The sequence below is a fragment of the Streptomyces sp. URMC 124 genome (assembly GCF_051386455.1).
Taxonomy (GTDB): Bacteria; Actinomycetota; Actinomycetes; order Streptomycetales; family Streptomycetaceae; genus Streptomyces.
Genome location: NZ_JBPQTS010000114.1, coordinates 1 through 25431, shown reverse-complemented (window position 1 = coordinate 25431; position 25431 = coordinate 1). Strand labels below are relative to the sequence as shown.

Sequence of the window (25431 nt, the reverse complement as noted above, 5' to 3'; positions counted from 1 at the left end):
GCGCAGCGGGGGCGGGGCGGGGACGGCCGGCCGCGCGAGCGGTCTCAGCTGGTGAAGGCGATGTCGTACTCGACCCGCCAGCGGTCGGCGCGCACGACGATGTCGGAGGTCTCCACGGCCCGGCCGTCGCCGTCGAAATGGGTGCGCTCGATGACCGTGACGCAGCTTCCGGCGGCGCAGCCGAGCGCCTCGGCCTCCGGTGTGCTCGCCGGCCGGGAGCCCACCAGCTCCCGGGCCCGCACGACCCGGATGCCGATGGCCGCGAGCCGCCCGCGGACCCCGCGCCGGGCGTAGGGCCCGCGCTCGGGCAGGGCGACGTCGGTGCCCTCGGTGATGGCGAGCGGCTCCCAGCTGGTGGCGAGCTGCACGGGGTGCCGGTTGGCCAGGTATTCGTACTGGGTGCAGAGGACGCGGGTGCCCACGCCGATGTGCAGCCGCTCGGCGATCCGCTCCGGGGCGGCGGTTTCGGTGGATGACGCTTCCCACGTAAGAGTGGTGTTGCGGCCCGTGCCGCCGTCGGGCGGGGGCTGCCGGCCGGGCTGCTCACCCCGCCGCGGGACGGGCGGCCCGTAGCCCCGGATCTGGGCGGCGAAGGGGGAGTCGACGGCGCCGGTGGAGCGCAGCAGGGTGCCGAGGGGTGCCCGGTCGGTGACGAACACGCCGCGCCCGAACTGGCCTTCCGCGTACCCGGCGGCCTTGAGCACGCGCACCGCCCGGTCCACGGTCTGGTCGCTCGCCGCGTAGGCCCGCTTGAGCTCGGAGCGGGAGGGGATGCGCTCGCCCACGGCGAGCCCGCCCTCGTCGATGCGCCGGCGCAGATCGTCCGCGATGCGCTGGTAGACGGGCCTGCTGTCGCCCACCCCCGGCTCCCTTCCCCCGGGATTTCCCCCGAGTTCCCCCAGTCCGTCCCCCTCAGGCTAGGTACCCAGGCCCGGTCTGTGTACCTAGGGCAAATGGCGGGCAATACGCAACGAATACCCATATCAATGCGTGTCATGGCTGAAGTCCCCTATAGAGGGGAATAGCTTGCCCGGATGGTGAGCGTCGACCCGAAGAGCGCGGAGAGTGGGCGGGACTGGGCATGGCCGTCGATCCCCTGATCGAACTACGTGGTGTCAACAAGCACTACGGCAAGCTGCATGTCCTGAAGGACATCGACCTCACCGTCGGCCGGGGCGAGGTGGTCGTCGTCATCGGCCCCTCCGGCTCCGGCAAGTCCACGCTGTGCCGGGCCATCAACCGCCTGGAGCCCGTCGAGTCCGGCACCATCCTCCTCGACGGGCAGCCGCTGCCCGAGGAGGGGCGCGAGCTCGCCAAACTGCGCGCCGAGGTCGGGATGGTCTTCCAGTCCTTCAACCTCTTCGCCCACAAGACCGTGCTCGCCAACGTCTCCCTGGCGCCGCTGAAGGTCCGCAAGCGGTCCAAGGAGGAGGCCGACCGGCGCTCGCGCGAGCTGCTGGAGCGCGTCGGCCTGCTCGCCCACGCCGACAAGTACCCCGCCCAGCTCTCGGGCGGCCAGCAGCAGCGCGTGGCCATCGCCCGCGCCCTGGCCATGGAGCCCAAGGCCCTGCTCTTCGACGAACCGACGTCCGCGCTCGACCCGGAGATGATCAATGAGGTGCTGGAGGTCATGCAGCAGCTCGCCCGGGACGGCATGACGATGGTCGTCGTCACCCACGAGATGGGCTTCGCCCGCTCCGCCGCCAACCGCGTGGTGTTCATGGCCGACGGCCGCATCGTCGAGGACCGCTCTCCCGAGCAGTTCTTCACCGCACCCGAGAGCGAGCGCGCCAGGGACTTCCTCTCCAAGATCCTCAAGCACTGAGCGGGGAGTGCTGCGCAGATGAACAGCCATGGGAACCGGCGCCTGTTCAGGCAGCTGGACAGGCGTCTGAACAGGCACGGGAACCGGCCCCTTCCAGGAGCCGGCACGGCCCGTACGGCCCGCACAGCCCATACGGCCCGCGCGTGGACCCGCCGAGCCACCGGCCTGGCCCTCGCCGGGCTCGCCCTGCTCGCCGCGGCCGCCTGCGGCAAGCCCGGCAGCCCGCCCGTCAAGGGGCCCAAACCCGAAGCGCTGCCCGTCTACACGGTCGACGAGGGCTTCCGGCTGCCCGACTCGCCCACCTGGCGGGCCGCCAAGGCCCGCGGCCACCTCGTCGTCGGCGCCAAGGAGGACCAGCCCTACATGGGCGAGAAGGACCCCGCCACGGGCGTCTACTCCGGCTACGACATCGAGATCGCCCGCATGATGTCCGCCTCCCTGGGCTTCGACCCCAAGACCATCCGCTTCCGCACCATCGCCTCCGCCAACCGCGAAACCGCCCTCCAGAACGGCCAGATCGACTACTACGTCGGCACCTACACCATCAACGCCCTGCGCAAGAAGCAGGTCGGCTTCGCCGGGCCGTACTACATCGCCGGGCAGTCGCTGCTCGTCCGCACCGACGAGACGGACATCAACGGCCCCCAGGACCTGGCGGGCAAGCGCGTCTGCTCGGCGGCCGGCTCCACCCCGCTGCAGCGCATCGAGCGCGAGTACCCCAAGGCCGTCGCCGTCGCCTACGACACCTACTCGGTCTGCGTGGACAACCTCCTCAGCCTCCAGGTCGACGCCGTCACCACCGACGACACCATCCTCATGGGCTTCGCGGCCAAGGCCCCCGACGAGCTGAAGATCGCCGGGAAGCCCTTCTCCAAGGAGCCCTACGGCATCGGCGTGCCCCGCGGCGACAACGCCCTGCGCTTCGCCCTGGACGACGCCCTGGTGGCGCACGAGAAGAACGGCGACTGGAAGAAGGCGTACGACGCGACCCTCGGCCTGTCCGGGGTGCCCGCCCCGCCGCCGCCCGCCGTCGACCGCTACCCGGCGAGCTGAGGAGCCCCCCGTGAACGTCCTCACCGACAACCTCTCCCTGTACGGCAAAGGGCTGTTGGGCACCGTGGAGCTCACCGTCTACGCCTCGCTGCTCGCCCTCGTGCTCGGCTTCGTGATGGCCTCCTTCCGGGTCGCCCCCGTCGGCTCCCTGCGGGTCTTCGGCACGGTGTGGGTGACCGTGCTGCGCAACACCCCGCTGACGCTGCTGTTCTTCGCGGTGCTGCTCGGCCTGCCACGATTCGGCGTCGTCCTGCCCTTCGAGCTCTTCGCCGTCCTCGCCCTGGGCTGCTACACGTCGGCCTTCATCTGCGAGGCCTTGCGCTCCGGCATCAACACCGTGCCGACCGGGCAGGGAGAGGCGGCCCGCAGCCTCGGCATGACCTTCGGGCAGACCCTGAGCCTGGTCGTGCTGCCGCAGGCCTTCCGCTCCGTCATCCCGCCCGTCGGCTCCACCCTGATCGCGCTCGCCAAGAACTCCGCGATCGCCGGGTCGTTCAGCGTGACCGAGCTCCTCGGCACGTACAAGCCGCTCAACGAGCTCGGCTACAGCGTCATCTGGTCCTTCATCTGGATCGCCGTCGGCTATCTGATCGTCACCCTGTCCATCAGCGCGATCTTCAACGTGCTGGAGAAGCGCTGGGGAGTGCCCCGATGACCGACACCGCGCTCTACGACATCCCCGGGCCGATGGCCCGGCGGCGCCACCTGATCTACGGGCTGGTCTCCACCGCCGTGATCCTGGGGATCGTCGCCTGCGTGATCTACCTGCTGTTCGACACCAACCAGTTCACGGCGGAGAAGTGGCGGCCCTTCACCTACCAGGGCATCCAGGAGCTGCTGCTGCGCGGCCTCGGCAACACGCTCAAGGCCTTCGCCTACGCCGCCGTGCTCTCCCTCCTCCTCGGCGGGCTGCTGGCCTCGGGCAGGCTCTCCGAGCACCGGGTCGTGCGCTGGACCGCCACGGTCTTCGTGGAGTTCTTCCGGGCCATGCCGGTCCTGGTGATGATCTTCTTCGTCTTCGTCGCCCTCAAGGTCCAGCCGCTGCCGGCCCTCGTCACCGGGCTCACCCTCTACAACGGCTCGGTGCTCGCCGAGGTCTTCCGCAGCGGGGTGAACTCCGTCGACCGCGGCCAGCGGGAGGCGGCCTACGCCCTGGGCATGCGCAAGACGCAGGTGATGACCCACGTGCTGGTGCCGCAGGCGGTCCGCGCCATGCTGCCGACGATCATCAGCCAGCTGGTCGTCGCGCTCAAGGACACCTCGCTCGGCTTCCTGATCACCTACGAGGAGTTCCTGCACGCGGGCAAGCTCATCGCCAGCAACCTGGACTACGGGCTGCCGTTCATCCCCGTCGTCCTGATCATCTCCCCGATCTACATCGGCATGTGCATGCTCCTGTCCTGGTTCGCGACGTGGGTCGCCAAGCGCCAGCGCCGCAGCCTGAAGACGGAGGCGGTGGAGGTCGCCCCGGCGGAGCCCGGCACCCTGATGCCGGGTGCCGGGCAGATCCATCCGTGACCGTCACTGCGTGACGGTCACGGTGCCGGTCATGCCCAGCCCCTCGTGCGGGGTGCAGTGGTAGCGGAAGGTCCCCGGAGTGGGGAAGGACACCGGTGGGGACGCCTGGCCCGGGGCGACCAGGAAGTTCCAGCCCGGCGAGTCGGACGTGGTGGTGTGCGTGCTGCCGCTGGTGTTGACCCAGGTGACCGTGTCACCGGCTCTGACGGTCACCGTCTGCGGGACGAACCGGAAGTTCGCCATCGCCACCGTGTGCGAGGCGAACGTCCTGCTCTCGGCCGTCGTGGGGCCGGCCGTGAGCGCTCCCAGCGACACGACCGTCAGCAGTGCGGCGAAGAGGCGCAGGAGCGAGCGAACGGGTGAGCGTGCCATGAGGCCCTCCTCGGACGTGTGTGCGGTGAAGCTGCCCTCCGCCGGATGCGGCAACCGCCCGTCACTCGAATGTGCTACCGAAATGGGGCCTCGGGGTACGGTGGGGCGCCGGTGGGTGACGGCGCCGCTCGCCGCGTCACGCGTCCGTCTGCGCGTTACGCGTCCGCGCGCCGTGTCACGCCTCCGCGCCGAGCCACAGGTCCGGGCCGAAGACCTCGTAGTGGATGTCCGCGGCGGCGACCCCCGCTGCCAGGAGCTGCGCGCGCGCCGAGCGGAGGAAGGGCAGCGGGCCGCAGAGGTAGGCCGTGGTGCCCGCGGGGACGTCGATGCGGGAGAGGTCGGCGTAGCCCGTGCGGTCGGCGGGCCACTCGCCCTCGGGCTGCTCGTACCAGATGTGCGCGACCGCGTCCGGGAGCTTCTCCGTCAGCTGCAGCAGGTCGCTGCGGAAGGCGTGGGTGGACTCGCTGCGGTCGGCGTGGACGGCGATCACGCGGCGGCGCGAGCCGGTCGCGGCGAGGTGCGAGAGCATCCCTGTCATCGGGGTGCAGCCGATGCCGGCGGAGGCCAGCAGGACGGGGGAGGTGCCGTCGTCCAGGGCCACGTCCCCGCAGGGCGTGCCGATCAGCAGCGTGGCGCCCACGGGCGCGTGGTCGTGCAGGTGGTGGGAGACCTCGCCGTCCGGGTCGCCGGACACGCGCTTGACGGAGAACTGCAGGGCGTCGTCGGGGTGGCCGGAAAGGCTGTACTGACGGATCTGCCGCGCGCCGTCCGCAAGCTCCGTGCGAACCGAGACGTACTGCCCCGGGCGGGCGGCGGGCAGCGGGCGGCCGTCCAGCGGCTGCACCAGGAAGGTGGTCACCTCCGCGGTCTCCTCGATGCGGCCGGTGACGCGGTACGGGCGGAAGGCCTCCCCGGCGGCGGTGCCGCTCTGCTCGTACAGGCCGGCCTCCAGGGCGATGAGGGCGTTGGCCATCAGCCAGTAGACCTCGTCCCACGCCGCGGCCACCTCCTCGGTCACCGCCTCGCCCAGCACCTCCGCGATGGCGGCGAAGAGGTGCAGGTGGACCACGTGGTACTGCTCGGGGGCGATCCCCAGGGAGACGTGCTTGTGGGCGATGCGGGAGAGCATCGCGTCCGGGCGGGTCTCCGGGTGCTCGAGCAGGGCGGTCGCGAAGGCGGCTATCGAACCGGCGAGGGCCTGCTGCTGGGTGCCGTTCGCCTGGTTGCCGCGGTTGAACAGATCGCGCAGCAGCTCGGGGTGGGCGGCGAAGAGCTTGTCGTAGAAGAGCGGGGTGATCTCACCGATGGCGCCACCGACGGCGGGGAGGGTGGCGCGGACGATCTCGGTCGACTTGGGGGACAGCATCGGCGCTCCTTAATTGGTATGTGAAACTCGTATTTATGGTCGTGCGAAGGGCCGTCGGGGCGGCAGGGGCTCAGTCCTGCGGGCGCATGCCGAGGCTCAGCAGGACCGGGCCGGTGGGCGGCCCCGTCAGCTCCTCGACGGTGAGGGGGTCCAGGGCGGCGTAGAACGCCTCCTGAGCACTTCGCAGGGCTCCGCGCAGCTTGCACGCCGCGCGCAGGGGGCAGGGTGGATCGTCCTCGCAGCCGACGACGTCGCCGGTGCCTTCGAGCTCGCGCACCAGCCGGCCGACGGAGCCCGTGCGTCCCACGCTGGTGAGGGTGAGTCCGCCGCCGCGGCCCCGGCGGGCCTCGACGACGCCCAGATGCTGCATTCTGCTGACGACCTTGGCGGCGTGGGTGTACGGCACTCCGACGGCCTCGGCCACCTCGCGGGTGGTGGGGCTGTCGTCGCCGGCCACGGCCAGGCGCATGGCGATGCGCAGCGCTATGTCGGTGCTCTTGGTCAATCGCACACCTGCACTGTATCTAATTCGACTTTACGACTCCAATTAACTTCTGCCCCCTTAGTTGACAGACGGTCACCACCCGGCGAGTCTGACGTCCGCGATCACCGCAAGACGTACTCAGGACGACCCGACGGAGGAACTGGTGGCACACGCGCACGGACGTGGCGGGCGGTACGGGAAGGGGCTCGCGGCGCTCGGCGCGGCGGCGGCCCTGACGGCGGGGGCCTGCGGCGCTGCGACGGCGGCGGACGCGGAGGGAAGCGCGGCCGCGACCCCCACCGGTGGCCAGCGCTACGTCGCCCTCGGCGACTCCTACACCTCCGCCCCCGGTGTTCCCGAGCAGACCGGTGGCGACTGCGCCCGCTCCAGCGTCAACTACCCGGCGCTCACCGCGAAGGCCCTGCACCACACGTCCTTCAAGGACGTCAGCTGCAGCGGCGCCAAGACCGACGACATGTGGCGCGCCCAGGGCGACAACCCGCCGCAGCTCAACGCGCTCGGCCGGAACACCCGCCTCGTCACGCTCGGCATCGGCGGCAACGACATCGGCTTCGGCGACATCATCGGCACCTGCGCCCAGCTGTCCGTCACGGACCCGGCCGGCGCCCCCTGCCGCACGAAGTACACCGAGGGCGGCACGGACCAGCTCACCGCGCGCATCGCCGGCGCCGCGCCGAAGGTCGCCAAGGTGCTGCAGGACGTGCACAAGCGCGCCCCGCACGCGCGCGTGGTGCTCGTCGGCTACCCGGCGATCATGCCGGAGGACGGCGTCGGCTGCTTCCCGGCCGTGCCGATCGCCGCGGGCGACGTCCCGTACCTGCGCGACACCGAGAAGAAGCTCAACACGATGCTGCAGGGCGAGGCCCGCAAGGCCGACGTCCGCTTCGCCGACACGTACAAGCCGACCCTCGGCCACGACGTGTGCAAGCCCACCGCGGACCGCTGGATCGAAGGCGCCCAGCCGGAGAACCCGGCCGCCCCGTTCCACCCCAACGCCAAGGGCGAAGCGGCCATGGCCACGGCGGTGACGAAGGCGGCCCGCGGCTACTGACGCGCCGCGCCGGCCACGTCTCTCCGCCGCGACGGCGGCCCGCCAGGACGGCGGAGCCCGGCGGTGCCGCCCGGCCTGAGGCCGGCCCGGCACCGCCGGTTGGCGTTGGGGGGAGTGCGCTGTGTCCGGGTGTCCGGGTGCGTGGGTGTGCCCGCCGGCTTCTTCCGCCTGAGGCCGCTCCGGTACCGCCGGGCGCGTCCGGTGGGGGTTGCGCGCCGTGGCGGTGGAGGGGTGCGCCGGTCCGGGGGGCGCGGGTGTGCCCGCCGGTCCTTCCGCCGCGACGGTGGGGCGCCACAACGCCGGTTTCCGGCGGTGCCGCACGGCCGACGCCGGTCCGGCACCGCCGGTGGCGTCCGGTGGGCGTTGCGCGCCTGGGCGGTGGGGGAGTTGGGCGCGGCGGCCTGTCTTCCGGCTCGCCCCGCGAGTAGGCTCCGGGGCCCGCTCGCCGCTTGGAGGCAGAATGGCCCGCCCGAGAACGAAGAAGCCGCCCCACCGACGTCTGCCCGTGCTCGCCGCGACGGCCTCCCTGGTCGTCGGAATCGGCGTCCTCCCCGCCGCCGCCCAGACGGGCCGCACGTCGGCCAAGACCCCCGTCGCCGCCGGCTACGGCGGCGCCGTGGCCAGTGTCGATGCCGACGCCTCGGCCGCCGGCATCGAAGTGCTCCGCAAGGGCGGCAACGCCGTCGACGCCGCCGTGGCCACCGCCGCCGCGCTGGGCGTCACCGAGCCGTACTCCGCGGGCGTCGGCGGAGGCGGCTACTTCGTACACTACGACGCGAAGCGGCACCAGGTCTCCACCATCGACGGCCGCGAACGCGCCCCGCTGAGCGCGGACAAGAACCTCTTCCTGGAGAAGGGCAAGCCCATCCCCTTCGCCGACGCCGTCACCAGCGGCCTGAGCGTCGGCACCCCCGGCACCCCCGCCACCTGGGACACCGCTCTGCGCACGTGGGGCACCCGCTCGCTCGCCCAGGTGCTGCGCCCCGCCGAGCGCATCGCCCGCTCGGGCTTCACGGTCGACGCCACCTTCCGTCAGCAGACGGCCGACAACGAGGCCCGTTTCAAGGACTTCCCGGCGACGGCGAAGCTCTTCCTGCCCGGCGGCCGCCCGCCCGCCGTCGGCAGCACCCTCAAGAACCCCGACCTGGCCCGCACTTACGCGCTGCTGGGCGAGCGCGGCGTCGGCGCCCTCTACCGCGGCGAGGTGGGCCGCGACATCGTCCGGACCGTCCGCAAACCGCCCGTCGACCCCGCCTCCGGGCGCGTGGCCCGCCCAGGCGACCTGACCGAGCGGGACCTGCGGGAGTACGGCACGGAGCGCCGGGCGCCGACCCGCACGTCCTACCGCGGCCTGGACGTCTACGGCATCGGCCCGTCCTCCTCCGGCGGCACGACGGTCGCCGAGGCCCTCAACATCCTGGAGAAGAGCGACCTTTCGAAGCTCGACACGAAGAGCTACCTGCACCGCTACATCGAAGCCAGCAGGATCGCCTTCGCCGACCGCAACCGCTGGGTGGGCGACCCGGCCTTCGAGTCCGTGCCCGTCAAGGGCCTGACCTCCCAGCGGTACGCGGACTCGCGCGCCTGCCTGATCAAGGACGGGTCGGCGCTCACCAGCCCACTGGCGCCCGGCGACCCGCGCCGCCCGGTGCCGTGCGGCACCCACGGCAAGGCCGCACCCACTCCGTACGAGGGCGAGCACACCACCCATCTGACGGTCGCCGACAAGTGGGGCAACGTCGTCGCCTACACGCTCACCATCGAGCAGACCGGCGGCAGCGGCATCACCGTCCCCGGCCGCGGCTTCCTGCTCAACAACGAGCTGACCGACTTCTCCTTCGTCCCCGTCACCCCGGGCGTGCACGACCCGAACCTGCCCGGTCCGGGCAAGCGCCCGCGCTCGTCGATGTCGCCGACGATCGTCCTCGACCACGGGCGGCCCGCGTTCGCCCTCGGCTCGCCCGGCGGAGCCACGATCATCACCACGGCGCTGCAGACCCTCCTCAACCACGTGGACCGCGGGATGCCGCTCGTCGACGCGATCGCCGCGCCGCGCGCGAGCCAGCGCAACGCCGCCGCCACCGAGCTGGAACCGGGCCTGTGGAACAGCCCGCTGCGCGGCCGGCTGGAGGGCATCGGGCACGCCTTCAAGCTCAACCCCGAGATCGGGGCGGCGACCGGCGTGCAGCTGCTGCCGGACGGCCGGTGGGCGGCCGCCGCCGAACGGACGCGGCGCGGCGGAGGCTCGGCGATGGTGGTGCACCCCAGCGGGAAACCGCCGGTGCGCTGAAATGCGCCCGGACCGGTGACGGGACGGGCGCATCACCGGCCGCGGCCACGGTGAACATGACAGGCATATGGCTGCGCACTGTGGAGAACCCGCCGGCCGGCGCCGGGCCGTCACCGGCCTCCCGGGCCCTGTGACCGCACTGTCCCTGCTGTGGGGCGCGCTCGCGGTGTGGCTGCTGGGCAGCCCCGCCGCGAGCGCGGCACCGGCGTCCCCGGCCACCTGCAAGGTCGGCTCCTACCTGAGCGACCTGTACGACATCGATCCCGCGGAGCACACGTTCTCCGCCCGGCTGTCCCTGTGGTCCGTGTGCGCCCGCAAGGACGAGGACCCCCTGCCGACGGCGTCCTTCAGCAACGCCAACGACCCGGAGAAGGGCGAGCCGACCCTGACGTCGGAAGGGGGCCGGTTCCGGGACGTGATGCTCCTGCAGGGAGTGTTCCGGCAGAACTGGGACGTACGGGCCTTCCCCTTCGACCGGCACCGGATCGAGGTCGTGGTCACCGCACTGCCCGATACCGATCACTTCCGCTTCGCCCCGGACGACGACAACTCCGCCGCCAACCCGGGCATCGAACCGCCCGGCTGGCGGGTGACCGGCTTCCGGCTCGCGACCGCCGAGCGGCACTACCCGACCAACTTCGGCGACCCCACGCTGCCGCGGGGGGCCGGCAGCACCCACAGCCGTCTCCTCATCCGGATCGACCTGGCGCGCGCCGACCCCACCGTCTTCTGGAAGCTGACCGGCCCGCTCTACCTGATGCTGCTCATCGGCACGGCGACCTTCCTGCTGCCCTCGCACAGCGAGGAGCTGGGCATGGCCGAGCGGCTGGACACGCTGCAGAGCAGACTGGCCCTGCTGGGCGGCGGGCTGTTCGTCGTCATGCTCAACCTGCAGCAGGTGAACACCGTGGTCACCAGCAGTACGGGGCTGACCCTCATCGACGGGCTGCACCTGCTGACCCTCGGCTGGGTGCTGGTGGCCGTGCTCGGCACGGTGCTCTCCTGGCGCTGGACGGTCCGCGGCGGCGACCCGGCCCTCGCCGAGCGGCTCCACCACCGGGGCGCCTTCCTCGGCCTGGTGGGCTACGCGCTGGTGGCCGCCGTCATGGTGGGTGCCGCGGCAGCGGCGGGGTGAGCCGTGTCAGCCCAGCAGGCCGATGACCTCGTCCGTCGTGCCGGTCTCCGCCAGGCGCGGCAGGACCTTCTCGACGGTGACGCGGTGCACCTCCGGGTCGGTGTCGGTGACGGCGTCGGTCACGACCGTCACGTGGTAGCCGTGCTCGTTGGCGGCGCGCGCCGTGGACTCCACGCCCGCGCCCGTCGCGATGCCCGCGAGGACGATCTGGGTGACGCCGCGGCGCCGCAGCTGGAGGTCGAGGTCGGTGGCGTGGAAGGCGCCCCAGGTGTGCTTGGTGACCACGATGTCGTCCTCCTGCCGGCCGAGCTCGGGCACCAGCTCGGCGAAGTCGGCCGGCGGCCGCCCGCCGCGCAGGGGCGCCTCGGAGCGGCCCGGCGCGGATCCGACGACGCGGACGAGGACGACCGGCAGGCCGCGGTCGCGGAAGGCGGCGGCCAGACGGGCCCCGCGTTCGACGATCTCCCCGGAGGGGTGCGCCGTGGGGAGGGCGACGATGCCCTTCTGGAGGTCGATGAGCACGAGGGCGGTGGTCGCGTCGAGCGTGGTGACGGGCATGGCCGTGGATTCCTTTTCGGAGGGGGCGGATGCGCCCTTCGTCCGGGCGCCGGGCAGCGAGGGCGGGGCGCCCTTCAGTCGTTCATTCCTCCACCAGGCGCTTGAGCAGGAGCGTGGCGTCGCAAAGGGCCCGCTGCTCGTCCGGGGTGAGCCGGTGGGCGATGGCGTCGGCGAGCCAGGCGTGCTTGGAGTGGCGTACGGAGGCGATGGCCCCTTCGCCGTGCTCCGTGAGGGAGAACAGGACCTGGCGCCCGTCCGTGGGGTGCGGGGAGCGGGCGACCAGGCCCAGCTCCTCCAGCCTGGCGACGATGACGCGCATGGACTGCGGGCGGACGAGCTCCGCGCGGGCCAGCTCCGCGGTGGTGGCCGCCCCGCCGCCCGCGAGGCGCCCCAGGACGGTGCGCTGGGACGGGGTGAGGGAGCCCTGCGGGGACGCCGCGCGCAGGCGGCGCATCAGCTGGGAGACCGCGGCGGCGAGATCGGCGGCGGTGCGTTCGTGATCCGTGCCGGACAGCCGGCCGGCTTCGTCGTCGGGCATGCGCCCACCGTAAATATTGACAGGCAAACTTGCAAGTTTGTCTGTTCTATCGTGCGCGGCCCGGGTTATCCACAGGACGATCGACGGTCTTGCCGCGCGGCGTGGCGCGTCCTACGGTCGCAATCACACGTGGATCTACGCGTGTCAGCCTGGCCGGTCGGCCCGGTTGACGCCCCCGTGAAGGAGCAGCACATGGCCAATGTCGTCCGCGCCGCTCTGGTCCAGGCCACCTGGACCGGCGACACCGAATCCATGCTCGCCAAGCACGAGGAGCACGCCCGCGCGGCAGCCGCCCGAGGCGCGCAGGTGATCGGGTTCCAGGAAGTCTTCAACGCCCCCTACTTCTGCCAGGTGCAGGAGAGTGAGCACTACCGCTGGGCCGAACCCGTGCCCGACGGGCCCACGGTCCGCCGGATGCAGGAGCTGGCCCGCGAGACCGGCATGGTGATCGTCGTGCCCGTCTTCGAGACCGAGGGCCCGGGTTTCTACTACAACACCGCAGCCGTGATCGACTCCGACGGCCGTTACCTCGGCAAGTACCGCAAGCACCACATCCCGCAGGTCAAGGGCTTCTGGGAGAAGTACTACTTCGCCCCGGGCAATCTCGGCTGGCCCGTCTTCGACACCGCCGTCGGCAAGGTCGGCGTCTACATCTGCTACGACCGCCACTTCCCCGAGGGCTGGCGTCAGCTCGGCCTCAACGGCGCCCAGCTCGTCTACAACCCCTCGGCCACCTCCCGCGGTCTCTCCGGCTACCTCTGGAAGCTGGAGCAGCCCGCCGCGGCCGTGGCCAACGAGTACTTCGTGGCCGCCATCAACCGCGTCGGCCGCGAGGAGTACGGCGACAACGACTTCTACGGCACCTCCTACTTCGTCGACCCCCGAGGGCAGTTCGTCGGCGACGTGGCGAGCGACACCAAGGAGGAGCTCCTCGTCCGCGACCTCGACTTCGGCCTCATCGACGAGGTCCGGCAGCAGTGGGCCTTCTACCGCGACCGCAGGCCCGACGCCTACGACGGGCTGGTCCGGCCATGACCTCCGCGCCGGGGCCCGGGGCCTTCCCGGCCACCCACCTGCACGCCCGGCACCGCGCGGTGATGCCCGACTGGCTCTCCCTCTACTACCGCGAGCCCCTGGAGCTCACCCACGGCGAGGGCCGCCACGTGTGGGACGCCCACGGCCGGCGCTACCTCGACTTCTTCGGCGGCATCCTCACCACCATGACCGCCCACGCCCTGCCCGAGGTCACCAAGGCCGTCACCGAGCAGGCCGGGCGTATCCTGCACACCTCCACCCTCTACCTCGACCGGCACATGGTCGAGCTCGCCGAGCGCATCGCCGCCCTCTCCGGCATCCCCGACGCCCGGGTCTTCTTCACCACCTCCGGCACCGAGGCCAACGACGCCGCCCTGCTGCTGGCCACCTCCCACCGCGGTTCCAACCAGGTCCTGGCGATGCGCAACAGCTACCACGGCCGCTCCTTCTCCGCCGTGGGCATCACCGGCAACTCCGCCTGGTCGCCCACCAGCCTCTCGCCCCTGCAGACCCTCTACGTCCACGGCGGAGTGCGCAGCTCCGGCCCCTACGCCCACCTGTCCGACGCGGACTTCACCGCGGCCTGCGTCGCCGACCTGAAGGACATGCTCGGCCAGACCCACGGCCGGGTCGCGGCCCTGATCGCCGAGCCGGTCCAGGGCGTCGGCGGGTTCACCTCCCCGCCCGACGGCCTCTACGCCGCCTTCCGCGAGGTCCTCGCCGCCCACGGCATCCTCTGGATCACCGACGAGGTGCAGACCGGCTGGGGCCGCACCGGCGACCACTTCTGGGGCTGGCAGGCCCACGCCGAGCACGGCCCGCCCGATCTCCTCACCTTCGCCAAAGGCATCGGCAACGGCATGTCCGTCGGCGGCGTCGTCGCCCGCGCCGAGGTGATGAACTGCCTCGACGCCAACTCCATCTCCACCTTCGGCGGCAGCCCCGTCACCATGGCCGCCGGCCTCGCCAACCTCACCCACCTCCTGGAGCACGACCTCCAGGGCAACGCCCGCCGGGTCGGCGGCCTGCTCATCGAGCGGCTCCGCGCCGTCACCGCCGGCCTCCCCGTCGTCCGCGAAGTGCGCGGCCGCGGCCTGATGATCGGCATCGAACTGGTCGAGCACGACGGCTCCCCCTCGCCCGAAGGAGCCTCCCTCGCCCTCGAACTGGCCAGGGAAGAAGGCCTGCTGATCGGCAAGGGCGGCCGCGAAGGAGGCGTCCTGCGCATCGCGCCGCCGCTCTCCCTCACCATCGCCGAGGCGGAGGAGGGCGCCGGCGTCCTCGAAAGCGTGCTGCGCCGGGTCCAGTTCACCATCGCCGGAAAGGAGCGGCCATGACCACGACGGCCATCCGCGGCGGCCTCGTCATCACCGCCGCCGAGGAGACCCGCGCCGACGTCCTCGTCGAGGACGGCAAGGTCGCGGCGCTCGCCGCGTCCGGCAGCGCCTTCGCCCAGGGGTGGCACGCCGACCGCACCCTGGACGCCACCGGGAAGTACGTCATCCCCGGCGGCGTCGACGCCCACACGCACCTCGACTTCCCCTTCGGCGGCACCGCCTCCTCCGACGACTTCGAGACCGGCACCCGGGCCGCCGCCTGGGGCGGCACCACCACCGTCGTCGACTTCGCCGTCCAGAGCCGCGGGCAGGCCCTGCGCGAAGGCCTCGACCGCTGGCACGCCAAGGCCGCCGGCCGCTGCGCCGTCGACTACGCCTTCCACATGATCCTCTCCGACGTCAACGAGAGCTCCCTGAAGGAGATGGACCTCCTCGTCACCGAGGGCGTCACCTCCTTCAAACTCTTCATGGCCTACCCCGGCGTCTTCTACAGCGACGACGGGCAGATCCTGCGCGCCATGCAGCGCGCCGCCGGCAACGGCGGACTGATCATGATGCACGCCGAGAACGGCATCGCCATCGACGTCCTCGTCGAACAGGCCCTCGCCGCCGGGCACACCGACCCCCGCTACCACGGCGAGGTCCGCAAGGCGCTGCTGGAGGCCGAGGCCACCCACCGGGCGATCCAGCTCGCCCGCGTCGCCGGCAGCCCCCTGTACGTCGTGCACGTCTCGGCCGAGGAAGCCGTCGCCGAGCTCGCGCAGGCCCGCGACAAGGGCCTGCCCGTCTTCGGCGAGACCTGCCCGCAGTACCTCTTCCTGTCCACCGACAACCTCGCCGAGCCCGGCTTCGAAGGCGCGAAGTACGTCTGCTCCACGCCCCTGCGCCCCCGCGAGCACCAAGCCGCCCTCTGGCGCGGCCTGCGCACCGACGACCTCCAGGTCGTCTCCACCGACCACTGCCCCTTCTGCTTCTCCGGCCAGAAGGAGCTCGGCCGCGGCGACTTCTCGAAGATCCCCAACGGCCTGCCCGGCATCGAGAACCGCATGGACCTCCTGCACCAGGCCGTCGTCGACGGCCACATCACCCGCCGCCGCTGGATCGAGATCGCCTGCGCCGCCCCCGCCCGCATGTTCGGCCTCGCCCCGCACAAGGGCACCATCACCCCCGGCGGCGACGCCGACATCGTCATCTACGACCCGCATGCCGAGCAGACCCTCTCGGCCGCCACCCACCACATGAACGTCGACTACTCCGCCTACGAGGGCAAACGCGTCACCGGGCGCGTCGAGACCGTCCTCTGCCGCGGCGAAGCCGTCATCGAGCAGCGGAAGTTCACCGGACGCGCCGGCCACGGCCGCTACGTCCCCCGCACCACCTGCCAGTACCTGAGTTAAGGAGCACCGCCGTGGACTTCGGCCTCGTCCTGCAGACCGACCCGCCCGCCACCGCCGTCGTCGACCTGATGCGCCGCGCCGAGCGCTCGGGCTTCCGCTACGGCTGGACGTTCGACTCCGCCGTGCTGTGGCAGGAGCCGTTCGTCATCTACAGCCGCATCCTGGAGCACACCGAGCGGCTCGTCGTGGGGCCGATGGTCACCAACCCCTCCACCCGCACCCCCGAGGTCACGGCCTCCACCTTCGCCACCCTCAACGACATGTACGGCAACCGCACGGTGTGCGGCATCGGCCGCGGCGATTCCGCGATGCGGGTGGCCGGCCGCAAGCCCAACACCCTGGCTCTGCTGCGGGAGTCCATCCGCGTCATCCGCGACCTCGCCGAGGGCCGCGAGGCCGACATCGGCGGCACGGTGCTGAAGATCCCCTGGGTCCGCGACGGCAAGCTCCCCGTCTGGATGGCCGCCTACGGCCCCAAGGCCCTGGCGCTCGCGGGCCAGGAGGCCGACGGCTTCATCCTCCAGCTCGCCGACCCCTTCCTCACCGAGTGGATGATCAAGCACGTGCGGGACGCCGCCGCCGAGGCCGGCCGGGACCCGGCCGCGGTCCGCATCTGCGTCGCCGCCCCCGCCTACGTCGGCGACGACCTCGCCCACGCCCGCGAGCAGTGCCGCTGGTTCGGCGGCATGGTCGGCAACCACGTCGCCGACCTGGTCGAACGCTACGGCGAGCACTCCGGCCTGGTGCCCGAGGCCCTCACCGCCTACATCAAGCAGCGCCACGGCTACGACTACAGCCACCACGGCCGGGCCGGGAACCCCTCCACGGACTTCGTGCCCGACGAGATCGTGGACCGCTTCTGCCTCCTGGGCCCCGTGGAGGCCCACCGCGAACGACTGGAGCACCTGCGCGGCCTGGGCGTCGACCAGTTCGCGGTCTACGCCATGCACGACGCGAAGGAGGCCACCATCGACGCCTACGGCGAGCACCTGATCCCCGCACTGGGCTGAGCGGGAAAGGAGGAGCCCCCGCCCAGCCCCGCACCGGCGCCTACGGAACGCGCGCAGTCCACTCCGGAGAGGAGAACTTCACCGCCGCCAGCTCCTGCGCCCGCGCCATCTCCTCGGCGGTGACCGAGCCGGCCGTGAGCCCGTAGCGGCCCCGGAAGGACTCGATCATCTTCTCGATGACGTCGGCACGCGCCAGCCCGGTCTGGCGGCGCAGGGGGTCGACACGCTTCTTCGCGCTCTTCGTGCCCTTGTCCGACAGCTTCTCCTTGCCGATGCGCAGCACGTCCAGCATCTTGTCCGCGTCGATGTCGTACGCCATCGTCACGTGGTGCAGCACCGCGCCCGCGCTGCCCACCAGCCGCTTCTGCGCCGCACCCGCGATCTTCCCCGACTCGGTGGCGATGTCGTTGAGCGGCTGGTACCAGGCCTTCACCCCCATGCCCTCCAGCGCGCCCAGCACCCAGTCGTCCAGGTAGGCGTAGCTGTCGGCGAAGGACAGCCCCTGCACCAGGGCGTCCGGCACGCACAGCGAGTAGGTGATGGTGTTGCCCGGCTCGATGAACATGGCCCCGCCGCCGCTGATCCGGCGCACCACCGTCATCCCGTGGCGCTGCGCGCCCTGCGGGTCCACCTCGTTGCGCAGCGACTGGAAGCTGCCGATGACCACCGCGGGGGAGCCCCACTCCCACACGCGCAGGGTCGGCGGGCGGCGGCCGGCCGCCACCTCGGCGGTGAGCACCTCGTCGAGCGCCATGTGCAGCTCGGGGGACTGGGGCCCGTCGTGGATCAGCTGCCATTCGTAGTCCGTCCAGTCCGTGGCCTGGGCCAGGGCCCGGCGCACCGCCACGCCCACGGCCTCGGAGGAGAAGCCGAACATCACCGTGCCCTCCGGCAGGGCCGCGTCGATGCGCGCCGCGAGCTGCGGGGCGGTCAGGTCGGCGGGCGCACCCTCCAGGGCACGGTTGATGGCGAGGAGCGCCTCGTCGGGTTCGAGGAAGAAGTCCCCGCCCACGCGCACGTCGCGCAGCACCTCTCCCTGCGCGGCGGACGCCACGTCCAGGTCGACGACGACGAGCTTGCCGCCCGGCACCTTGTATTCACCGTGCACGGCGCATCCTCCAGCTTGGTTTCCCCGGCCGGCCCGGCTGCCGGCAGCGGAATCAACCGTAACTCCGCGCCCCGCTCGGCCGGCCCTCGGACGGACGGCCCACGGATCCCCCGCAGGCGGTATTGCGCACCGGAGGCGGGTTCTGCCTTTCTGGACGCCATGTTCACCACCCGGCCCACCCTGCAGGGCACCTTCGGCATGGTGTCGACCACCCACTGGCTGGCCTCGCAGTCCGCGATGGCCGTACTGGAGAGCGGTGGCAACGCCTTCGACGCCGCCGTCGCGGCTGGCTTCGTCCTGCACGTCGTCGAGCCGCACATGAACGGCCCGGCCGGAGAGGTGCCCGCCGTGTTCGCACCGGCGGCCGGCCCGGTGCAGGTGCTCTGCGGCCAGGGGCCGGCCCCCCGGGGCGCGAGCATCGAGCACTACCGCTCGCTCGGCTTCGACATGGTCCCCGGCACCGGCCCGCTCGCCGCCGCCGTGCCCGGCGCGTTCGACGCCTGGATGCTGCTCCTGCGCGACCACGGCACCAAGCCGCTCGCCGACGTCCTGTCGTACGCCATCGGCTACGCCGAGCACGGTCACGCACCCGTCGAGGCCATCGGCCGGACCGTGGCCACCGTCCGCAAGATCTTCGAGACGGAGTGGACGTCCTCCGCCGAGCTCTACCTGCCCGGCGGCCGCCCGCCGGCCCCCGGCACCCTCCTGCGCAACCCCGCGCTCGCCGCCACCTGGCGGCGCCTGCTGGCCGAGGCCGAGGCGGGCGGCGGCAGCCGCGAGCAGCGCATCGACGCGGCCCGCCGCGTCTGGCGGGAGGGCTTCGTCGCCGAGGCCCTGGTGGCGGCCGCGGCGCGCCCCACCCTCGACACCTCCGGCGAGCGCCACGCGGCACCCCTCACCGGCGACGACCTCGCCGCCTTCCGCGCGGGCTACGAGGAGCCGGTCAGCCACGACTGGAACGGCTGGACCGTCTGCAAGCCCGGCCCCTGGTCGCAGGGCCCGGTCCTGCTCCAGCAGCTCGCCCTGCTGGAGGGACCGCCGGAGTACGGCACCCCGGAGTACGTCCACACCCTCATCGAAGGCAGCAAGCTCGCCATGGCCGACCGCGAGGCCTGGTACGGCGACGCCGCCGACGTCCCGCTGAAGGCCCTGCTCTCCGAGGGCTACAACGCCGCCCGCCGCGCCCTGATCGGCGACCTCGCCTCGTACAGCCTGCGCCCCGGCAGCCCCGAGGGCCGCAACCCTCAGCTGGCCCGGCACGTCGTCGCCGCGGCGGAGCGGACGGCCCCGGCGCCGGCGGGCGCGGGCGAGCCGACCGTCACCGTCAGCGGCGCGACCCGCGGCGACACCTGCCACCTCGACGTCGTCGACCGCTGGGGCAACATGATCTCCGCGACCCCCAGCGGCGGCTGGCTGCAGTCCAACCCCGTCGTCCCGGAGCTCGGCTTCCCGCTCGGCACCCGGCTGCAGATGACCTGGCTCGAACCCGGGCTGCCGGGCTCCCTCACCCCCGGGCGCCGCCCGCGCACCACCCTCACCCCGTCGCTGGCCCTGCGGGACGGCGAGCCCGTCCTCGCCTTCGGCACCCCCGGCGGCGACCAGCAGGACCAGTGGCAGCTGCACTTCTTCCTCGCCGTCGCCCTGCGCCCGCCCGTGCGCGGCGGCTTGGACCTGCAGGGCGCGATCGACGCGCCCAACTGGCACCAGGACTCCTTCCCCAGCTCCTTCTACCCGCGCGGCATGAGCCCGGGCGCGGTCGTCGTCGAGCGGCGGATGGGGGAGACGGCCATCGGGGAACTGCGCCGCCGCGGTCACCGCGTGACGGTGGGCGAGCCGTGGTCCGAGGGGCGGCTGTGCGCCGTGGCGCGCGATCCGCGCACGGGCGTGCTGTCGGCCGCGGCCAATCCGCGCGGCATGCAGGGGTACGCGGTGGGCCGCTGAACGGAGCCCCCGGAGATCCCGAAGCCCCCCAGCCCCCGATTGTCGGTGGGGCATGATTCGATGGACACATGCTCGAAGACTTTCTCGCAGGTGATCTGGCCGACGTCGAGGAGGCGGTCCGCAAGGCGGCCGCCGCCGAGATCATGCCCCGCTTCCGGCAGCTCGCCGCGGACGAGATCGTCCAGAAGAACGGCCCGCACGACCTCGTCACCGTCGCCGACCGGCGCGCCGAGGAGCACCTCACCGCCGCCCTCACGGCCCTGCTGCCCGGCTCGGTCGTGGTCGGCGAGGAAGCGGTGCACGCCGATCCGGGCGTCCTCGGCGCCATCGGCGGCGATGCGCCCGTGTGGATCGTCGACCCGGTCGACGGCACCCGCCAGTTCGTCCACGGCGAGCCCGGCTTCGCCACGCTCGTCTGCCTCGCCCACCGCGGCGAGCTGCTCGCCTCCTGGACGTACGCCCCTGCGCTCGACCTGATGGCCGTCGCCCGCCGCGGCGCCGGGGCCCGGCTGGGCGGTGAGCCGATGAGCGCCGGCTCGCCCGCCCCGGGCAAGGTCCTGGAAGTGGCCGTCTCCCACTACGACTTCACCGACGACGAGCAGAAGCGCGTCCTGTCGGCGCTCGCCACGGAGGGCGTCGCACCGCGCCCCTGCGGCTCGGCCGGCCTGGAGTACCTCAACGTGGCGCGGGGCGTCATCGACGGCTTGGCCTTCAGCTGGGAGAACCCCTGGGACCACGCGGCCGGGCTGCTGCTGGTCGCCGAGGCCGGCGGGGCGAGCGGCACCCTCGCCGGGGAGTCCTTCCGCATAGCCGGCGGCAACGCCCTGCCCTTCGCCGCCGCGCGGGACGAGGCGACGCTCCGTCATATCCTGGACCTGCTGGCGTCCGCCGGCTGATCGCGAGGACGAGACGAGGGGAGTGGCGTCCGGTGCCGACCATGCTCGACGCCGTCGTCGTAGGTGCCGGGCCCAACGGGCTCACCGCCGCCGTGGAGCTGGCCCGGCGCGGCCTGGCGGTGGAGGTCTTCGAGGCGGCCGGTGCCGTCGGCGGCGGCGCGCGGACCGAGGAGCTCACGCTCCCCGGCTTCCGGCACGACCCGTGCTCCGCCGTCCATCCGCTCGGCGCGGGTTCGCCCGCCTTCGCCGGGATGCCGCTCGACCGGCACGGCCTGGAGTGGGTGCACCCCGAGCTGCCGATGGCGCATCCCTTCCCCGACGGCACGGCCGCCGTCCTCGCCCGCAGCGCGGGGGAGACGGCGCACTCCCTCGGGCCGCGCGACGCCGGGGCGTACCGCCGCCTCGTCGAGCCCTTCCAGGGCAGGTGGGAGGCGCTCGCGGCCGACTTCCTGCGCACCCAGTGGGACGGCCTGCCCCGCGATCCGCTCCTCTACGCCCGCTTCGGCCTGGCCGGCGTCCAGCCGGCGTCCCTGCTGGCCCGCCGCTTCCGGGACGAGAAGGGGCCCGCCCTGTTCGCGGGCCTCGCCGCGCACGGCATCGGCCCCCTCACCGGCATCGGCACCGGCGGCATGGCGCTGGTCTTCGCGCTGGCCGCCCACGCGGGCGGCTGGCCGGTGCCGCGCGGCGGCTCGCAGTCCATCGCCGACGCCCTCGCCTCGTACCTGCGCGCGTGCGGCGGCACCGTGCACACCGGCTTCGAGGTCAAGCGCCTGGACGACCTGCCGCCCGCCCGCGCCTACGTCTTCGACACCTCGCCCACCGCCCTCGCCCGGATCGCGGGCCTCGGCCACGCCTACCGCGGCTACCGCTACGGCCCCAGCGTCTTCAAGATCGACTATGCGCTCTCGGGCCCCGTGCCGTGGACGGCGCGGGAGGCCCGCCGCGCCGGTACGGTCCACATCGGCCCGACGTACGGCGAGATCGACGCCGCCCTCGACGCCGCGCTGCAGGGCCGCGACCCCTCGGTGCCCTTCCTCATCACCGCCCAGCCCAGCCTCGACGACCCCACCCGCGCGCCCGAGGGCAAGCACACCTTCTGGGTGTACGGGCACGTGCCGAGCGCGTGGGAGGGCGACGCCACCGAGGTGATTGAGCGTCAGATCGAGCGCTTCGCGCCCGGTTTCCGCGACCTCGTCCTGGCCCGCGCCACGGCCGGCCCCCCGCAGCTGGCCGCCCGCAACGCCAACTACGTGGGCGGCGACTTCGCCATCGGCTCCGTGGCAGGCCTCCGGCTGATCATCAGGCCCAAGCTCGCCCGCGTGCCCTACGCCACGGCCCACCCGGCCGTCTTCCTGTGCTCCTCCGCCACCCCGCCCGGCCCCGGCGTCCACGGCATGTGCGGCCACCACGCGGCGAAGGCGGTCTGGCGCAAGCTGCGCGCGAAATAGGAGGTACGTACGCCGACGGCCGGGGAGCGTACGCCGGTCAGGAAGCGTACGGCCGGTGAGGCAGTGCGCGGCAGGTCAGGCGGCGTGCGGCAGGTCGGCCAGCACGCCGCTGCGTACGGCGGCGGCATCGGTTCCCAGCTTCCGCAGGACGCCGTCCGTCACCTTGTCGCCCGGGTCGAGGATGCCCAGGAGGACGTGTTCCGCGCCGATGCGGCGGTCCTTGCGGGCCAGGGCCTCGCGCAGGGAACGCTCCAGGGCCTTCTTCGCGCGGGGCGTGAAAGGGAGATGGCCCTTGCCGGCGGCGGGTTCGCTCCGGCGGCGGCCGAAGGGCAGGATCCTCGGCCGCTCCTGCGGAGGCCCGGGCAGATCCAGGGCCCCGGGCCCGAACGCCCCCTCGGCCCGGGTCCGTACCGCTTCCAGGTCGATGCCCAGGGCGCGCAGCGCCTCCGCGTCGTCCGTGCCGAGAGCTCCGGCGGGCGCGACCGCGCTGCGGCACGCCTCGTGCGTGATGCCGAACCGGGCCAGCGTGGCGACGCCGGGCGCCCCGTCCTGCATGAGGACGCCGAGCAGCAGGTGCTCGCTGCCGATCCACGCATGGCCCAGCGCGCGGGCCTCCTCCTGCGCCTGCACGACGGCGACACGCGCGTCCCGGGTGAACCGTTCGAACATGCCTACCTCCTGGCGTGTTTCTTGTGCACTGCCTGCCTGCTGACTCCGAGCGCGGCCCCGATCTCCTCCCAGGACCAGCCCTGGCGGCGCGCGCTGTCGACCTGCAGCGCCTCCAGGCGCTCGACGAGCCGCCGCAGCGCGGCGACGGCGCGCAGCCCCACGTGGGGATCGCCGTCCATGGCGGCCTCGGTGGTGCCGACCGCGTCCTTCGCGTCCTTCGCGTCCGTTCCGGCCATGGTGTCAACCTTGGATGACAGGCGTGGAGGTGTCAACCCTTGTTGACGGATGAGTTCAGCGGGCGCTTGAAGTAGCTCCACGGGAAGTGGCCCGAGCCGACCTCGGTCCACCCGTCCGCCTCCATGCGCCGCCGGCGCCCGGCGACCGCGAGCGGGACGCGGCGGTACTCCCACTGCCGGTCGGACGCCTCCACCGCGTGGTACAGCGGCCCGTACCCGACCAGCTCCCAGCGGTCCAGGCCCGCTTCGGTGAGGGCGGCCATCTCGTTGAACGCGGTCAGCGGGGTGAGGATCCGGCGCTCGGAAGAGCCCTCGGGGACGGTGCCGCCCTTGGCGGCGAAGCGCTGCTGCGCGGCCTGGCGGCTCACGCCCAGCAGGCGGCCGATGGTGTCCCAGCTGTGTCCCGCGGCCCGGGCGCCCTGCACGGCCACGTGCAGCAGACGGCTCGTCTCCTCGGCGCCGGCCCGGGTGGCGGCCACCAGGCGCAGGTAGCCCTCCGGGTCGTGCTCCAGGGACTCGGTGAGCCCCTCGGGCGCGCCGAGGACGGCGCTCGCGATGCCCTCGCGGATGCGGGTGTCCTCTTCGGGGCTGAGCAGGGGTGTCCCGGTCATCGCTGCTCACCGCCGTGGAGCGGCTCGAGGGTGGCCAGGGCCGCCTCGTCGCGCTGCCGCTGTGCGGCGTCGGCGGTGTTCTGCGTGTAGGCCGTTCCGGCGATGGCGCCCATGCCCGCGACGAGGACGAGCTCGGCGCCGATCAGCGCGAAGAACGCCGGGTCGCCGAGGTCGTCGGCGAGCGTGAGGGCGAGCGTGATCAGGGAGACGGCGCAGAGCAGCAGTCCGAGGGCGGTGTTGGTGAGGGCGGACTGCTGCGAAGCGGCCTTGGGCCGCGATGAATTGATCATGACGTCAACCTTTCCTTGACGCCGATCTTTTGTCAACCTTTCCTTGACGTCAGCTGTCTACTCCGCGGCGATCCGCTCCAGCAGCGCCGGCAGCGCCGTCCCGATCGGCTCGCGCACCAGCTCGTCGGCCCGGTCGTCGTACGGTGTCGGCTCGGCGTTGACGATGATCAGTCGCGCGCCGTGGTCGGCCGCCAGCCCCGCCAGCGAGGCGGCGGGGTGCACCTGCAGGCTCGTGCCGACGGCGATGAAGACCTCGCACGCCTTGGTCACGGCCACCGCCTCGCCCAGCACCACCGGGTCCAGGCCCTCGCCGAACATGACCGTCGCCGACTTGAGGATGCCGCCGCACGCCTCGCACGCCGGATCCGGATCGCCCGCCGCCACCCGTTCCAGCGCCTCCGCCATGCCGGACCGCGCCTTGCAACGGGTGCACTGCACCGCCCGCGCCGTGCCGTGCAGTTCGAGGACCTTGCGCTCCGGCATCCCCGCCAGCTGGTGCAGCCCGTCGACGTTCTGCGTGATCACCCGCACCGGGACGCCCGACCTCTCCAGGCGCACCACCGCCTCGTGCGCGGCGTTCGGCCGGGCGCGCAGCGCGGGCCCGTCGCCGCGCATCCGCCACGACCGGCGCCGGATCTCCGGGTCGGACATGTAGAAGTCGTACGTGACGAGCTTCTCGGCCTCCGGGTCGCGGCGCCACAGCCCGTCGGGGCCGCGGTAATCCGGGATGCCGGAGTCCGTGGAGATCCCGGCGCCGCTGAGGATGGCCACCAGCGGGCGTTTCTTGGCGGTGTTCATGGCGGGAGCGTAGGCGGGCAGCGGGTGTCCGGCGACGGGTTTTCCTATGGATCTGTCGATATTTCCGCCCCCTTTCCACCTCTTTTCCGGACCCTGACGAGCACGTCGGAGAGCATGCGGTCGAGCTGATGATTTATCGACTTTCCCGTGCGTCATTCCAATGGCGTCGTTTTGTATGCCCACGGCTCCTTCGCGCGGGTGAATGCGAAGGCGGCATACGGGCCAAGGGCCGGACTCGCCTCGCCGGTGTGCGTCCGCGGCTGTGTTCCTGTGCCCTTCCGGGTCCTTGGGAGTGAAAGGAGCGATATGTCGCTAATGCAGAGGCGGGCCGGGGTCCTTGTGGCCGGACACGGCGTCGTCGTCCTGGGCGTGCTCGTGGCGTTCTGCGCGTCGGCGGGCGCCCCCGCGCCCGCCGACAACGGAGACACACGGGGAGGGGTGCGG

Annotated in this window: 26 protein-coding genes; 14 read left to right on the top strand and 12 right to left on the bottom strand. The window is 72.6% G+C overall.

Annotation, left to right across the window (positions count from 1 at the left end):
• Positions 1-44: 44 nt before the first annotated feature.
• Positions 45-860 (bottom strand): GntR family transcriptional regulator, encoded by an 816-nt coding sequence (locus ACSNOG_RS22455; RefSeq protein ID WP_436754495.1) that lies wholly within the window; start codon positions 858-860, stop codon positions 45-47.
• 221 nt (positions 861-1081) lie between these two features.
• Here ACSNOG_RS22455 and ACSNOG_RS22450 point away from each other — a divergent pair, with 221 nt between their 5' ends.
• Genes ACSNOG_RS22450 through ACSNOG_RS22435 form a run of 4 tightly spaced genes read left to right on the top strand, consistent with a single transcriptional unit; the run spans position 1082 to position 4396 of the window.
• Entirely contained in the window at positions 1082-1825 is a 744-nt protein-coding gene (locus tag ACSNOG_RS22450; protein WP_436754494.1) for an amino acid ABC transporter ATP-binding protein, read from the top strand.
• 18 nt (positions 1826-1843) lie between these two features.
• A complete protein-coding gene (locus tag ACSNOG_RS22445; RefSeq protein WP_436754493.1) occupies positions 1844-2878 on the top strand; it encodes a glutamate ABC transporter substrate-binding protein in 1035 nt (344 codons plus the stop codon).
• A 10-nt stretch (positions 2879-2888) separates the two neighbouring features.
• The gene (locus ACSNOG_RS22440) at positions 2889-3533 is read left to right on the top strand and encodes an amino acid ABC transporter permease (RefSeq protein ID WP_436754492.1); all 645 of its coding nucleotides are present in this window, start codon (positions 2889-2891) and stop codon (positions 3531-3533) included.
• Positions 3530-4396: an amino acid ABC transporter permease gene (locus ACSNOG_RS22435; protein ID WP_436754491.1), complete on the top strand. Its 867-nt coding sequence runs from the start codon at positions 3530-3532 to the stop codon at positions 4394-4396. The genes ACSNOG_RS22440 and ACSNOG_RS22435 overlap by 4 nt, the downstream gene beginning before the upstream one ends.
• Positions 4397-4399: 3 nt before the next feature.
• On the opposite strand, the gene ACSNOG_RS22430 is transcribed toward ACSNOG_RS22435, so the two are convergent.
• The 3 genes from ACSNOG_RS22430 to ACSNOG_RS22420 form a co-directional block, all read right to left on the bottom strand.
• Positions 4400-4768: a plastocyanin/azurin family copper-binding protein gene (locus ACSNOG_RS22430; RefSeq protein WP_436754490.1), complete on the bottom strand. Its 369-nt coding sequence runs from the start codon at positions 4766-4768 to the stop codon at positions 4400-4402.
• 175 nt (positions 4769-4943) lie between these two features.
• Positions 4944-6134 (bottom strand): globin domain-containing protein, encoded by a 1191-nt coding sequence (locus ACSNOG_RS22425; protein ID WP_436754489.1) that lies wholly within the window; start codon positions 6132-6134, stop codon positions 4944-4946.
• 70 nt (positions 6135-6204) lie between these two features.
• The gene (locus tag ACSNOG_RS22420; RefSeq protein WP_436754488.1) at positions 6205-6645 is read right to left on the bottom strand and encodes an RrF2 family transcriptional regulator; all 441 of its coding nucleotides are present in this window, start codon (positions 6643-6645) and stop codon (positions 6205-6207) included.
• Positions 6646-6781: 136 nt separating this feature from the next.
• On the opposite strand from ACSNOG_RS22420, the gene ACSNOG_RS22415 reads away from it, so the two are divergent.
• From ACSNOG_RS22415 to ACSNOG_RS22405, 3 genes are all read left to right on the top strand, one after another.
• Positions 6782-7690, top strand: a complete 909-nt coding sequence (locus tag ACSNOG_RS22415; RefSeq protein ID WP_436754487.1) for an SGNH/GDSL hydrolase family protein — start codon at positions 6782-6784, stop codon at positions 7688-7690.
• Between the two features lie 460 nt (positions 7691-8150).
• Positions 8151-9980: a gamma-glutamyltransferase gene (gene ggt, locus ACSNOG_RS22410; protein WP_436754486.1), complete on the top strand. Its 1830-nt coding sequence runs from the start codon at positions 8151-8153 to the stop codon at positions 9978-9980.
• Positions 9981-10110: 130 nt separating this feature from the next.
• On the top strand, positions 10111-11115 hold the full coding sequence (locus ACSNOG_RS22405; protein ID WP_436754485.1) for a hypothetical protein: 1005 nt from the start codon (positions 10111-10113) through the stop codon (positions 11113-11115).
• Positions 11116-11121: 6 nt separating this feature from the next.
• On the opposite strand, the gene ACSNOG_RS22400 is transcribed toward ACSNOG_RS22405, so the two are convergent.
• Together ACSNOG_RS22400 and ACSNOG_RS22395 are read right to left on the bottom strand one after the other, a co-directional pair.
• Complete coding sequence (locus tag ACSNOG_RS22400) at positions 11122-11673, bottom strand: isochorismatase family protein (protein ID WP_436754484.1); 552 nt, start codon at positions 11671-11673, stop codon at positions 11122-11124.
• A gap of 82 nt (positions 11674-11755) precedes the next feature.
• Entirely contained in the window at positions 11756-12211 is a 456-nt protein-coding gene (locus ACSNOG_RS22395) for a MarR family winged helix-turn-helix transcriptional regulator (protein WP_436754483.1), read from the bottom strand.
• A gap of 192 nt (positions 12212-12403) precedes the next feature.
• On the opposite strand from ACSNOG_RS22395, the gene ACSNOG_RS22390 reads away from it, so the two are divergent.
• Genes ACSNOG_RS22390 through ACSNOG_RS22375 form a run of 4 tightly spaced genes read left to right on the top strand, consistent with a single transcriptional unit; the run spans position 12404 to position 16990 of the window.
• Positions 12404-13246, top strand: coding sequence for a nitrilase-related carbon-nitrogen hydrolase (locus ACSNOG_RS22390; protein WP_436754482.1), 843 nt, complete (start codon positions 12404-12406; stop codon positions 13244-13246).
• Positions 13243-14583, top strand: a complete 1341-nt coding sequence (locus tag ACSNOG_RS22385) for an aspartate aminotransferase family protein (RefSeq protein WP_436754481.1) — start codon at positions 13243-13245, stop codon at positions 14581-14583. The genes ACSNOG_RS22390 and ACSNOG_RS22385 overlap by 4 nt, the downstream gene beginning before the upstream one ends.
• Positions 14580-15980, top strand: a complete 1401-nt coding sequence (gene hydA / locus ACSNOG_RS22380) for a dihydropyrimidinase (RefSeq protein ID WP_436754480.1) — start codon at positions 14580-14582, stop codon at positions 15978-15980. The genes ACSNOG_RS22385 and hydA overlap by 4 nt, the downstream gene beginning before the upstream one ends.
• Before the next feature lie 11 nt (positions 15981-15991).
• Positions 15992-16990: a TIGR03842 family LLM class F420-dependent oxidoreductase gene (locus ACSNOG_RS22375; protein WP_436754479.1), complete on the top strand. Its 999-nt coding sequence runs from the start codon at positions 15992-15994 to the stop codon at positions 16988-16990.
• Between the two features lie 40 nt (positions 16991-17030).
• Here the strand turns inward: ACSNOG_RS22375 and ACSNOG_RS22370 are convergent, their stop codons facing one another.
• Positions 17031-18098, bottom strand: a complete 1068-nt coding sequence (locus ACSNOG_RS22370) for a lipoate--protein ligase family protein (protein ID WP_436754478.1) — start codon at positions 18096-18098, stop codon at positions 17031-17033.
• Positions 18099-18257: 159 nt separating this feature from the next.
• Here ACSNOG_RS22370 and ACSNOG_RS22365 point away from each other — a divergent pair, with 159 nt between their 5' ends.
• The 3 genes from ACSNOG_RS22365 to ACSNOG_RS22355 all read left to right on the top strand — a co-directional run bounded on the left by ACSNOG_RS22365 (position 18258) and on the right by ACSNOG_RS22355 (position 22383).
• Positions 18258-20039 carry a gamma-glutamyltransferase family protein gene (locus ACSNOG_RS22365; protein ID WP_436754477.1) on the top strand — a complete coding sequence of 594 codons (1782 nt, stop codon included), beginning with the start codon at positions 18258-18260 and terminating at the stop codon, positions 20037-20039.
• Between the two features lie 68 nt (positions 20040-20107).
• The gene (locus ACSNOG_RS22360) at positions 20108-20935 is read left to right on the top strand and encodes an inositol monophosphatase family protein (protein ID WP_436754476.1); all 828 of its coding nucleotides are present in this window, start codon (positions 20108-20110) and stop codon (positions 20933-20935) included.
• A gap of 32 nt (positions 20936-20967) precedes the next feature.
• The gene (locus tag ACSNOG_RS22355; RefSeq protein ID WP_436754475.1) at positions 20968-22383 is read left to right on the top strand and encodes a phytoene desaturase family protein; all 1416 of its coding nucleotides are present in this window, start codon (positions 20968-20970) and stop codon (positions 22381-22383) included.
• Positions 22384-22458: 75 nt separating this feature from the next.
• Here the strand turns inward: ACSNOG_RS22355 and ACSNOG_RS22350 are convergent, their stop codons facing one another.
• The 5 genes from ACSNOG_RS22350 to ACSNOG_RS22330 are packed head-to-tail and all read right to left on the bottom strand — an operon-like array spanning position 22459 to position 24987.
• Positions 22459-23052, bottom strand: a complete 594-nt coding sequence (locus tag ACSNOG_RS22350; RefSeq protein ID WP_436754474.1) for a Clp protease N-terminal domain-containing protein — start codon at positions 23050-23052, stop codon at positions 22459-22461.
• 2 nt (positions 23053-23054) lie between these two features.
• Positions 23055-23288, bottom strand: coding sequence for a hypothetical protein (locus ACSNOG_RS22345; protein ID WP_436754473.1), 234 nt, complete (start codon positions 23286-23288; stop codon positions 23055-23057).
• A 32-nt stretch (positions 23289-23320) separates the two neighbouring features.
• The gene (locus ACSNOG_RS22340) at positions 23321-23899 is read right to left on the bottom strand and encodes a hypothetical protein (RefSeq protein WP_436754472.1); all 579 of its coding nucleotides are present in this window, start codon (positions 23897-23899) and stop codon (positions 23321-23323) included.
• Complete coding sequence (locus ACSNOG_RS22335) at positions 23896-24189, bottom strand: hypothetical protein (RefSeq protein ID WP_436754471.1); 294 nt, start codon at positions 24187-24189, stop codon at positions 23896-23898. Before ACSNOG_RS22335 ends, ACSNOG_RS22340 begins: the two co-directional genes overlap by 4 nt.
• A gap of 57 nt (positions 24190-24246) precedes the next feature.
• Positions 24247-24987, bottom strand: a complete 741-nt coding sequence (locus ACSNOG_RS22330; protein ID WP_436754470.1) for an SIR2 family NAD-dependent protein deacylase — start codon at positions 24985-24987, stop codon at positions 24247-24249.
• Positions 24988-25431: the final 444 nt, after the last annotated feature.